The 10,261-nt window shown below is 67.4% G+C and carries 10 protein-coding genes and 1 tRNA gene; 9 read left to right on the forward strand and 2 right to left on the reverse strand.

Features of this window, described 5'->3' with window-relative positions; translation table 11 throughout:
- Window positions 1-10: 10 nt before the first annotated feature.
- Window positions 11-307 carry an AbrB/MazE/SpoVT family DNA-binding domain-containing protein gene (locus tag M3N53_13660; GenBank protein MDP9069374.1) on the reverse strand — a complete coding sequence of 99 codons (297 nt, stop codon included), beginning with the start codon at window positions 305-307 and terminating at the stop codon, window positions 11-13.
- A gap of 122 nt (window positions 308-429) precedes the next feature.
- On the opposite strand from M3N53_13660, the gene metG reads away from it, so the two are divergent.
- The 9 genes from metG (at window position 430) to pth (ending at window position 8,635) form a co-directional block, all read left to right on the forward strand.
- A complete protein-coding gene (gene metG, locus M3N53_13665; GenBank protein ID MDP9069375.1) occupies window positions 430-1,980 on the forward strand; it encodes a methionine--tRNA ligase in 1,551 nt (516 codons plus the stop codon).
- Window positions 1,981-1,996: 16 nt separating this feature from the next.
- Window positions 1,997-2,755: a TatD family hydrolase gene (locus tag M3N53_13670; GenBank protein ID MDP9069376.1), complete on the forward strand. Its 759-nt coding sequence runs from the start codon at window positions 1,997-1,999 to the stop codon at window positions 2,753-2,755.
- Window positions 2,742-3,590 (forward strand): 16S rRNA (adenine(1518)-N(6)/adenine(1519)-N(6))-dimethyltransferase RsmA, encoded by an 849-nt coding sequence (rsmA, locus tag M3N53_13675; GenBank protein ID MDP9069377.1) that lies wholly within the window; start codon window positions 2,742-2,744, stop codon window positions 3,588-3,590. The genes M3N53_13670 and rsmA overlap by 14 nt, the downstream gene beginning before the upstream one ends.
- A gap of 98 nt (window positions 3,591-3,688) precedes the next feature.
- On the forward strand, window positions 3,689-4,585 hold the full coding sequence (gene ispE / locus M3N53_13680; GenBank protein MDP9069378.1) for a 4-(cytidine 5'-diphospho)-2-C-methyl-D-erythritol kinase: 897 nt from the start codon (window positions 3,689-3,691) through the stop codon (window positions 4,583-4,585).
- A 75-nt stretch (window positions 4,586-4,660) separates the two neighbouring features.
- Window positions 4,661-4,732: transfer RNA gene (locus M3N53_13685), tRNA-Gln, on the forward strand.
- Between the two features lie 24 nt (window positions 4,733-4,756).
- Window positions 4,757-6,187, forward strand: a complete 1,431-nt coding sequence (gene glmU, locus M3N53_13690; protein MDP9069379.1) for a bifunctional UDP-N-acetylglucosamine diphosphorylase/glucosamine-1-phosphate N-acetyltransferase GlmU — start codon at window positions 4,757-4,759, stop codon at window positions 6,185-6,187.
- A 6-nt stretch (window positions 6,188-6,193) separates the two neighbouring features.
- Complete coding sequence (locus M3N53_13695; protein MDP9069380.1) at window positions 6,194-7,183, forward strand: ribose-phosphate diphosphokinase; 990 nt, start codon at window positions 6,194-6,196, stop codon at window positions 7,181-7,183.
- A 96-nt stretch (window positions 7,184-7,279) separates the two neighbouring features.
- Window positions 7,280-8,002, forward strand: coding sequence for a 50S ribosomal protein L25 (locus M3N53_13700; protein MDP9069381.1), 723 nt, complete (start codon window positions 7,280-7,282; stop codon window positions 8,000-8,002).
- A 27-nt stretch (window positions 8,003-8,029) separates the two neighbouring features.
- Entirely contained in the window at window positions 8,030-8,635 is a 606-nt protein-coding gene (gene pth / locus M3N53_13705) for an aminoacyl-tRNA hydrolase (protein ID MDP9069382.1), read from the forward strand.
- Between the two features lie 74 nt (window positions 8,636-8,709).
- Here the strand turns inward: pth and M3N53_13710 are convergent, their stop codons facing one another.
- Window positions 8,710-10,035 (reverse strand): hypothetical protein, encoded by a 1,326-nt coding sequence (locus M3N53_13710; GenBank protein MDP9069383.1) that lies wholly within the window; start codon window positions 10,033-10,035, stop codon window positions 8,710-8,712.
- Window positions 10,036-10,261: the final 226 nt, after the last annotated feature.

Genomic DNA, 10,261 nt, shown 5'->3' on the forward strand with positions numbered 1-10,261 from the left:
AGGTGCGCCCTTAGGCGGGACTGGTTGCGGAAGCTTCGGCATCGGGCAGGCGCACCTCGACGCCTTCGAACCCGCCGAGCTGGCCGGCGCAGCTATCGCAGACCTTGCGACCTTTGAACTCGATCGCGGGCTCCTCGCCGCCGCAGAAGACGCACAGGTCACGGCGCTTCTGGAGGATCACGCGCTCGCCGTCGACGCTGATCTCGAGCTCGTCGCCCTCGCGGATGCCGAACACCCTGCGCAGCTCGGACGGGAGAACGATGCGGCCGAGCTCGTCGATCTTGCGCACCACGCCGGTAGACTTCATGGCCTTGCCCCCTGATAGCTGGTAACTCCTGGAGACCGTATTCCCACGGATGGAGTAGGTCAAGCACACCGGGGCAAAACGCCCGATCCTGTCACCGAGGCAAGCTGGGAGCGAGTGCATCCGTGAGCGACCAGGTCTTCTACGTCACCACCCCGATCTACTACGTCAACGACGTCCCGCACCTCGGCCACGCCTACACGACGGTGGCCGCCGACTTCCTCTGCCGCTTCCGGCGGATGCAGGGACGCAAGGTCCACTTCCTCACCGGCACCGACGAGCACGGCCAGAAGGTGCTCCGGACGGCAGAGGCCAAGGGACTGTCTCCAAAGGAGTGGACCGACCAGATCGTTCCGCGCTGGACTGAGGTGTGGAAGGCGTTGGACATCTCGAACGACGACTTCATCCGCACCACCGAGCCGCGCCACGAAGGTCCCGTTCAGAAGTTCGTCCAAGCGCTCTATGACCGGGGCGAGATCTACCTCGGCACCTACGAGGGCCTCTACTGCGTCGGATGTGAGGCGTTCAAGGTCCCGGACGAGCTCGTGGACGGCAAGTGCCCGCTGCACGGTGTCGAGCCGGACGTCGTGGAAGAGGAGAACTACTTCTTCCGTCTCTCCAAGTACGCGGCCCGCCTGATCGAGCTGTACGAGAACGACGAGCGGTTCGTGATGCCGGAGGCTCGCCGCAACGAGGTGTTGGGCAAGGTGCGCCAGGGCCTGGAGGACCTCTCGGTCTCGCGCATCAGCTTCGACTGGGGGATCCCGCTGCCGTGGGACGAGAAGCACGTGATCTACGTGTGGGTGGACGCGCTGCAGAACTACATCACCGCGGTCGGATACGGCACCGACGAGGAGCGGTTCTCATCGGTGTGGCCGGCGGACATCCACCTGGTCGGCAAGGACATCTTGTGGTTCCACTCGGTGATCTGGCCCGCGATGCTGATGGCGCTAGACATGCCGCTTCCTGGAACCGTGTTCGCGCATGGGTTCCTGCAGGTGGGCGGCGAGAAGATGAGCAAGAGCAAGCTGACGGGGATCTCGCCGCACGACCTGATCGCGACGTTCGGCTCCGACGGCTATCGCTACTACTTCATGCGCGAGATCTCATTCGGGCTCGACGGGAACTTCTCGTGGGAGGCGATGGTCGAGCGCTACAACGCGGATCTCGCCAACGACTTCGGCAACCTCGCGTCGAGGGTGCTGTCGATGATCGCGCGCTACTTCGACGGCGTGGTGCCGGAGCCGCCGCAGCCGCAGGAGTTGACCGACGCCGAGCGGAGCTTGGTGGCGGTGCACGAGGCGGCCCTGGCGGAAATGACTGCAGCCGTCGACGCGATCGCGCCTCATTCCGCGGTGAAGGCCGCGTGGACGTTGGTGAAGAAGGCGAACTCGTATGTCGAGGAGGTCGCGCCGTGGAGCCTCGCCAAGGACCCCGCCGATCAGCGGCGTCTCCAGGTCGTCCTGTACATGCTCGCCGACACGCTGCGCCAGCTCGCCTTGATGACGTCGCCGATCACGCCCGGCGCCGCGCAGGAGCTGTGGCAGCGGCTCGGGCTCGGGGGTGACGTCGAGCAACGTTCGTTCCCGGCGGATCGAGGCTGGGGCAGCCTGCCCGCGGGTTCCAGGGTACGGACCGGGGACCCCTTGTTCCCGCGCCTCGACGTCGCCCCGTAGGGAGGGCTCCACGACGATGTGGTTCGACTCCCACTGCCACATCCACCTCTGCGAGACGGCCAGGGCGGAACAGATCGTCGAAGCGGCCGCTGCGACGGGCGTCGACGCGGTCGTGACCGTCGGTACCGACGTCGACTCCAGCAGGGCCTCGGTCGAGCTGGCGCGCGACCCGCGTGTGTTCGCGGCCGTCGGGGTACATCCGAACTCGGCAGATGCGTGGGGCCCCGATGCGGCGGCCGCGATCGAGAAGTGCCTAGCCGACGAGCGGGTGGTTGCGGTGGGAGAGAGCGGTCTCGACTTCTTCCGCGACGCGGTGGATCCCGACGTGCAACGGGCGGCGTTCGTGGACCACATCGAGCTCGCGAAGCGCTTCGACAAAGCCCTCATCATCCACACGCGCGACTCCGTCGACGCGGCCCTAGACGTTCTCGAACAACAGGGACCGCCCGACCGCTTCGTCTTCCATTGCTGGTCGGGCGATGACGCCCAGCTGCGCCGGGCTCTGGAGCAGGGCGCCTATATCTCGTTCGCCGGCAACGTCTCGTTCAACAGCGCGCAGAACCTGCGCGATGCCGCGGCGCGGGTGCCCGATGAGCGGCTGCTGGTGGAGACCGATTCGCCGTACCTGACCCCAGTGCCCCATCGGGGCAAACGCAATGAGCCCGCGCGGGTTGCCCACGTGGGTGAAGCGGTCGCACACGCCCGCGGCGCGGACGTGGGTGTGGTGGCGCGCCAGACGACGGCGAACGCGCGGAGGTTCTTTGGGATCGAGTGAGACGGCAGGGTTCCTCGGTGCTCGACGTCTGAGGGAGGTCCTCGACGTGCATGGGGTCAGACCGGTGAAGGCGCTCGGCCAGAACTTCGTGATCGACCCGAACACGATCCGCAAGGTGGTTGAGGTCGCGAGTGTCTCTGCCGACGATCGGGTCCTTGAGATCGGAGCGGGCGCGGGTTCGCTGACCGTGGGACTTGCGGCCGTGGCGGCAGAGGTGATCGCGGTGGAGTTCGATCGTCGGCTGCTGCCTGTGCTCGCCGAGACGCTAGAGGGTGTGACGAACGTCGAAGTCGTCCCGGGCGATGCGATGGCGCTGCCGCTCGGCGGGTTCGGCGCAACCAAGGTGGTCGCGAACCTGCCCTACAACATCGCCGTTCCCGTGGTGGTCCGCGTGTTGGAGACGGCTCCCCAGATCGCGGAGCTCGTGGTGATGACGCAGCGCGAGGTGGGCGAGCGGCTGGCGGCGCAACCGGGATCGAAGGCTTACGGCCAGGTCAGCGTCATCGTTCGCTACTTCGGGCGTCCCACGGTCGCGGCGAAGGTCTCGAGGCGGGCGTTCTTCCCCGTGCCGCGCGTCGACTCCGTGCTGGTTCGGATCCGACGGGAGGCGCCGCCCGACGTAGCGCCGGAGCGGTTGTTCCCGGTCGTGCGGGGCGCGTTCTCGCAACGTAGGAAGACGATCCGCAACGCGTTGATCTCGTCCGGCTTCGCCGACGTCGACTCGGCGCTGGCAGCCGCGGGGATCGACCCTGGCATCCGCGCGGAGGCGCTCCGGCTCGATGACTTTGTAGCGGTGGCCAACGCTCTGGCAACTGCTGCGCCTCCGGCGGAGTAGCCACGCCGACTCGTACCTGAACAAGGAGCGTGTCGCGGATATCGCACCGCTGCTGGAGCGCCTCATCTACTAGAGGGCGCGGGGGTAGCGTGGGGTCCGTGGCGGCTACCCGCGAGCTGCGTCTCAGGACCGGAGCGAAGCTCAACCTGTTCCTGCGCGTCGTCGGCCGCCGTCCCGACGGATACCACGAGCTCGAGTCGATCTTCCAGAGCCTCGACTTCGGCGATGACCTCCAGGTTGCAGAGGCGCCGGACGACGAAATCACGGTCGCGATGCACTCGGAGGTGGTGGTGGGCCTGCCGTCACAGGAACAGAACCTCGCTTACATCGCCGCCCGCCGCTTGCAAGAAGCCACCTCGACCCGGCGCGGGGCCCGCGTTCAGATCGATAAGCGCATCCCGTTGGGCGGCGGGCTAGGCGGCGGAAGCAGCAACGCGGCCGGCGTGCTCTTGGCGCTGGATCAGCTGTGGAAGCTGGGGCTCGAGCGCCGCCGGATGCTCGAGCTCGCAGCCGAGATCGGCAGCGACGTTCCTTACTGCCTCGGCGGCGGCGCCACCTGCTTGGTGACCGGCAGGGGCGAGAAGCTGGCACCACTGCCCCCACCACCGCGACCGCTGTGGTTCGTTCTCGGCATGTCCGATGAGCCACTTGCGACCGCGACGGTGTACGCGGGCCTTGGGGAACTGACAGAGCACCGCCCCGCGGTCGCGCCCGTGACGATGGCCCTCGGCGCGGGCGACGTTGCCGAGCTGGGGGAGTTACTGCACAACGACCTGGAGCCGGTCGCTCTGCGGCTTCGTCCGGAGCTTCGGGAGCGGAAGGACGCGCTGCGGGCGGCCGGAGCCGTGGGCGTGGCGCTGAGTGGGTCCGGCCCGACGCTGTTCGGACTCGCGGGAGACGAGGCCGGCGCGCACGCGATCGCGGAGCGGGTTCTCGGCGCCTTCGACCGGGTCGTGGTCACCTCTTCGAGTTCCGGCTGCGTCGGCTCCGCCTGACGCCGGTGACGCCCATCATGCTCGCCGCGCTTCTTTAGTATGCGTAGGCAGCCGGCGGGTCGCCGGAGGCGACGGTGCCCCGTGGGGTAATTGGCAGCCCGAGGGATTTTGGTTCCCTAAGTTCTGGTTCGAATCCAGGCGGGGCAGCGACTTCTAGCGAAGGAGATGCGGGTGGCGCGAGGTCGAGGAGACGACGGCGCGCGCACCGGTGGGATCGCGGTCGTTCTCGCCGCCGGAGAAGGCAAGCGCCTCAGGTCCCGGCTCCCGAAGGTCCTGCACGAAGCCGCGGGGCGGCCGTTGCTCGGTCACGTCCTCGAGGCGCTGCGGCCGCTCGGGCTCGACGAGGTCATCGTCGTGACTTCCAGCAGCGGCTTGATCGAGGCCGCGTTCGCCGACGAAGGCTGCACGTTCGCGGTTCAGGATCCTCCGAACGGGACCGGGGATGCGCTGCGCGTCGCTCTCGCGATGGCCGGTGCGGGCGACGGGCACGTCATGGTGGTTCCGGGTGACACTCCGCTGCTCACGGCGGAGACGCTGCGGTCGCTGTGGGAGGACCATGTCTCCTCGTCGGCCGCGGCGACCGTTCTGACGGCGCGCGCTGCGGACTCCGCGGGGTACGGCCGCGTCGTGCGCGACGCCGACGGCGGCGTGGAGAAGATCGTCGAGCACCGCGACGCGAGCACCGCGGAGTTGGCGATAGACGAGATCAACGGGGGCGTCTACGTCTTCGACCGGCACGGCCTGGAAGACCTGCTTGCGAAGCTGGACAGCGAGAACAGCCAGCGGGAGTACTACCTCACCGATGTCATCGCCTTGTTGCGCGCGTCCGAGCGCAAGGTGCACGCGCTGCAGGTTTCCGAGAGCGAGGTCGCAGGGGTGAACTCACGCAGCCAGCTGGCGCAGGTCACCACGCTGCTTCACCGCCGCGCGACCGAGCACTGGCTGGAGCAGGGCGTCACGATCGTCGATCCGGCGACGACCTACATCGACTCACAGGTGACTATCGAGCCGGATGCCACGATCCTTCCCTTCACGTTCCTGCAGGGCAGCACGACGATCGGAGCCGGTGCCGAGATCGGGCCGCAGGTGAGGATCGTCGACAGCGAGGTGGGGCCGGACGCGAAGGTGACGTTCGCGGTCGTTCGGTCGTCCGTGCTGGGGCCCGAGAGCTCGGTGGGGCCGTTCGCCTCTCTTCGTCCTGGGACACGACTGGGCAGGGGGGCCGAGCTCGGCACCTTCGTGGAGACGAAGAACGCCGTGGTGGGAGATGACAGCGCCGCGCACCATCTCGCATACCTGGGCGACGCCGAGATCGGCAGCGGCGTGAACATCGGCGCGGGGACGATCACGTGCAACTGGGACGGACAGAACAAGCACCGCAGCGTCGTGGACGACGACGCCTACATCGGGTCCGACACGATGTTGGTCGCACCCGTCCACATCGGGAAGCGTGCTGCCACCGGAGCTGGGTCCGTCGTTAGAGGCGACGTTCCCGACGACGCCCTCGCTGTGGGGGTTCCCGCTCGCGTCATCGAGGGCAAGGGCGACAAGATGAAAAGGTTGGATGAAGCTGACAGAAACCGCTCCGACGGGGGAGGATAGGTATAGATGCAGCTACCCACGCACAAGCGCCTGATGATCTTCTCGGGTACGGCCAACCCCGGCCTTGCCGAGGAGGTCTGCGCGCACCTCGGCATGAAGCTGAGTCCCGTCGAGATCGAGGAGTTTGCGAACTCCGAGCAGTACGTGCGGTTCAACGACTCGGTCCGCGGCTGCGACGCGTTCGTGATCCAGAGCCACTCGGCGCCCGTCGACGTCCACCTCATGCAGCAGTTGCACATGATCGACGCGCTGAAGCGGGCTTCCGCCAAGCGCATCACAGCGGTCTCGCCCTTCTACCCATACGCGAGGCAGGACAAGAAGACCCGCTCGCGAGAGCCGATCGCGGCGAAGATGATCGCCGATTTCTACGAGGCGGCCGGCGCGGATCGTGTCCTCTCGGTCGACCTCCACACGGGACAGATCCAGGGCTTCTTCAACGTTCCTTTCGACCACCTGACGGCGTTGCCGCTGCTGGCTGATTACTTCGCCAACATGCTGGAGAACGACTTCGTGATCGTGTCGCCGGACGCGGGCAGGGTTCGTCTCACTGAGAAATGGGTGCAGCACATGCACGAGTTCCATGGCTTGAACGGCAGCGTCGCCTTCATGCACAAGAAGCGATCGCGCGACGTACGCAACGTCAGCAAGACGCTAGCCGTCGTCGGTGAGGTGGAGGGCAAAACCTGCGTCATCGTCGACGACATGATCGGCACCGGCGGGACGCTCGTGAACGGCGCGGAAGCCTTGATGGCCGCAGGTGCGACAGAGGTCTACGCCGCGGCCACGCACGCGGAGCTTTCGGACCCAGCGACCGACCGCATCAAGAACTCGCCGATCCACCAGCTGGTGACTACGAACACCCTCCCGATCCCCAGCGAGAAGGCGATCGACAAGCTCGTCGTCCTCTCGATCGCGCCGACCATCGCTCAAACGATCAAGGCGGTGTTCGAAGAGGAATCGGTCTCGGAGCTGTTCCACGGAGAGAACCAGCCCTAACCTCTATAATGCTGGCTTCCCCCGCTCCGGCCCTCGTGCCGGCGCGGGTTCAACCGAACGATCCACACCTGCACAGAGGTAGGGAGAGGAGTCCCGATGGCTGAGGTGAAGCTCGAGGTAACGAAGCGCGAGGGAACGGGCAAAGGCGCGGCGCGCCGCTCCCGCTTCGCCGGCAAGGTCCCCGGCGTCGTCTACGGGAGAGGCATGGATCCCGTGGCCGTCGAGGTCGACCGCCGCCAGTTCGTACAAGCCCTGCAGACCGACGCCGGCATGAACGTGCTGCTCGGGCTGAAGATCGACGGCCAGAGCATCACGACCCTGGCTCGCGAGATCCAGCGGGACCCTGTCAGGGGGACCTTGCTCCACGCCGACTTCGTGAAGGTCGACCTGAACGTCGAGGTCGAGGCCGAGGTTCCGGTTCACCTCATCGGCGGCGAGGACTCGCCGGGGGTGAGGGGTGGCGGAGTGCTCGAGCAGCCGCTGTTCACCGTCACCGTCCGCGCGCTTCCGGCGGACCTGCCGGAGTCGATCGACGCCGACGCATCCGGTCTCGACGCCGGGCACGCGTTGCGGATCTCGGACCTCTCGTCGGCGCGGACTTTCGAGTTCGTCCAGGACCCCGAGACGGTGGTCGCGTCGATAGCCCAAGCCGTCAGCGAAGAGGAGCTTGCGGCTCTCGAAGCTGCAGCGGGCGCGTCGGGCGAGGACCAGACGGTCGAGGGGCTGGAGGCCGCAACCGGAGCCACGGGCGACGAGTCCGATGGATCGGGCGAACCGTCGGTCGAGGCCGACCCCGGGGCCGAGAAGGAACCGGCGTAGCGCCAGCGACTCCCAGGACCTTCAGCGATGCCGCTGTTCCGGCGCTCGCCCGACCAAGAGGGCGGGCGCTGGATAGTCCTCGGCCTCGGCAACCCGGGCGAGCGTTACACCCAGACCCGTCACAATGCAGGCGTCCTGGTGATCCAGGAGCTGCTATCCCGCACCTCGAGCTCGCTGAAGAGCCACAAGAGCGGCGCGCTCGTTGCGGAGACGCTGCTCGCCGGCGAGCGGGTGGTGCTGGCGCGCTCCACCGGCTATATGAACGAGAGCGGCCGGCCGCTCGGCCAGCTCGCGCGCTTCTACAAGACACCGGTCGAGCGCGTGATCGTCGTGCACGACGAGCTCGACATCGTGTTCGGCGAAGTCCGTGTGAAGCTGGGCGGGGGGACGGCAGGCCATAACGGCTTGAAGTCGGTGGCCGCCCATCTCGGCTCGAAGGAGTTCGTCCGCGTCCGTGTCGGGATCTCGCGGCCCTCGGGCCGTTTGGACCCCGTCGATTACGTGCTCCAGAACTTCTCGGGTGCCGAACGAAAGGAGCTTCCGGACATCGTCGGCCGCGCCGCAGATGCGGTGGAGCGGGTCCTTCAGGCGGGGACGGAACGCGCGATGAACGAGTTCAACACCCGCGCCTGACGTCGCCCCCCGAACGGTGGCGGGCAAACCGCCCGGTTCAACGCACGTTTGTCGAAAAGCTCGGGCGCTTCGGGTTAGTGGCGGTGCCGCGCGAAGGTGACAGCCTCGCCGCATCTGTTCGAGTTGTCGTAAGGGCTCGCCTCCGCGAACGCCACGTACCGGCCCGCCCGGTCCCGCAGGCGCGTCCGGAAGCGACCCTCGGCATCGGTGAACAGCAGCTTCCCGACCGGATAGAAGGTGCCGTCGCTCCTCTTCTTGCCCAGCTGGATCGGCGCGGTACGGGCACAGGCGGTGTAGCCGTCCACCGGGGTCAACCGACCAGTGGCGACGACGTGCCGCCGCAGCACGAGGGTGACCTTCATCGGGTGCTTCACGGGGGTCGTGGGGGGCGCGGTGGGCGTCGGCTCCGGGATCGGGCTGGTTCCGCCCCGCAGCCCGTCGTAGAGGGCGCGGGCCGCGCTCCCGAGGTACGGGCCGAAGGCGACGTTCGGCCACACCTTCGTGTTGCCGCCGCTCACGTTCGAGGCCACGAACTCATCGCGGATGACCCAGCCACCTCCGCTGGAGCCGAACTCCATGTCGCAGCCCATGGCGATCATGCCGCTCCACAGACGGCCGCTGCCGTGCGACCGGCACGTCTCGAGATGCTCGCCGTCGAACCGGTCGGAGGGCACCGCGGGATAGCCGAAGGACTGGAACAACTCCGTCGGCTGCTGATTGAAGGCGATCCCGCGCAGCGCGATGACGTCGCCGAGCGAGCCGCTCTCGTTGGGAAGGGTTCTGAAGCCGGCGAAGTCGTACCTCGAGTCCTGGCTCTCCTTCCACTGGGTGGGCACGGCCAGTTGGTCCGCGGCCCATATCCCGTACGGCACCCGTTGCTCCTCGTAGCCCGGAACGAAGACGACGTCGGTGACGAACTTCCCGCCGCTGTAGAGGCAGTGTGCGGCCGTCCACACGACGCTCTTGTTGTCGCTGTTGATAGCGGTGCCGGAACAACCGAAGTCGACGCCGTTGTCGTTTCCGAACAGGACGCCATGCGCCGCGTACGGGGCCACGGAGGGATCCTCGATCCGGAAACGCTCGAACGGGATAGGGCCCTCTGACGAACCGCCCGCGCTGCTGGAGGAGTAGCGCTCGGTCGAGGCCCCCGATCCGGGCACGAAGACGGGCTCGCCGCGCGCGGGAAGCGGTGCGTTTAGGTCCTCGGGATGGATCGCTGGCGGCGCTGCAGGTTCTGCGGCGGCCATGCGCTCCGGCGTCCAGGCTGCGACCGCGGCCTGCGGGTCGCCAACCTCTTTCGTGACAAAGGTGGAGGCGTTCGTCGCTCCGGCACCGAGCGGTGCGAGCGCGAGCGTGGACGCGACGAGACAGAGCACCAGCAAGATGCGGCGAGCGGGCAAGGGATCTCCTGAGGATCGGATGGTGGAACCCGTGAGGTTACGGCCTCGTTCGTGCTAACGAAATAGCCCAATCGGGCCATATCGCGCGCAGCCCAACGAGCGGAGGGGCGGCCGTCGGTCCAGCTTCTGCAACGAGCGGAGGCGGCGGCGTGTGCGGGTCTGAGCGGACCGTGGAGGGCCACGTCGCTCGATAGCCGGACAACATCGGCGCGACGTGGTCCGATTC

The sequence above is a fragment of the Actinomycetota bacterium genome (assembly GCA_030776625.1).
Classification (GTDB): domain Bacteria; phylum Actinomycetota; class CADDZG01; order CADDZG01; family WHSQ01; genus MB1-2.

What these genes read in the sequence shown, in the direction of transcription:
- M3N53_13660 (MDP9069374.1), bottom strand. Translation starts at nt 307, where the DNA reads ATGAAGTCTACCGGCGTGGTGCGCAAGATCGACGAGCTCGGCCGCATC.
- M3N53_13670 (MDP9069376.1), top strand. Translation starts at nt 1,997, where the DNA reads ATGTGGTTCGACTCCCACTGCCACATCCACCTCTGCGAGACGGCCAGG.
- M3N53_13695 (MDP9069380.1), top strand. Translation starts at nt 6,194, where the DNA reads ATGCAGCTACCCACGCACAAGCGCCTGATGATCTTCTCGGGTACGGCC.
- M3N53_13700 (MDP9069381.1), top strand. Translation starts at nt 7,280, where the DNA reads ATGGCTGAGGTGAAGCTCGAGGTAACGAAGCGCGAGGGAACGGGCAAA.
- pth (MDP9069382.1), top strand. Translation starts at nt 8,030, where the DNA reads ATGCCGCTGTTCCGGCGCTCGCCCGACCAAGAGGGCGGGCGCTGGATA.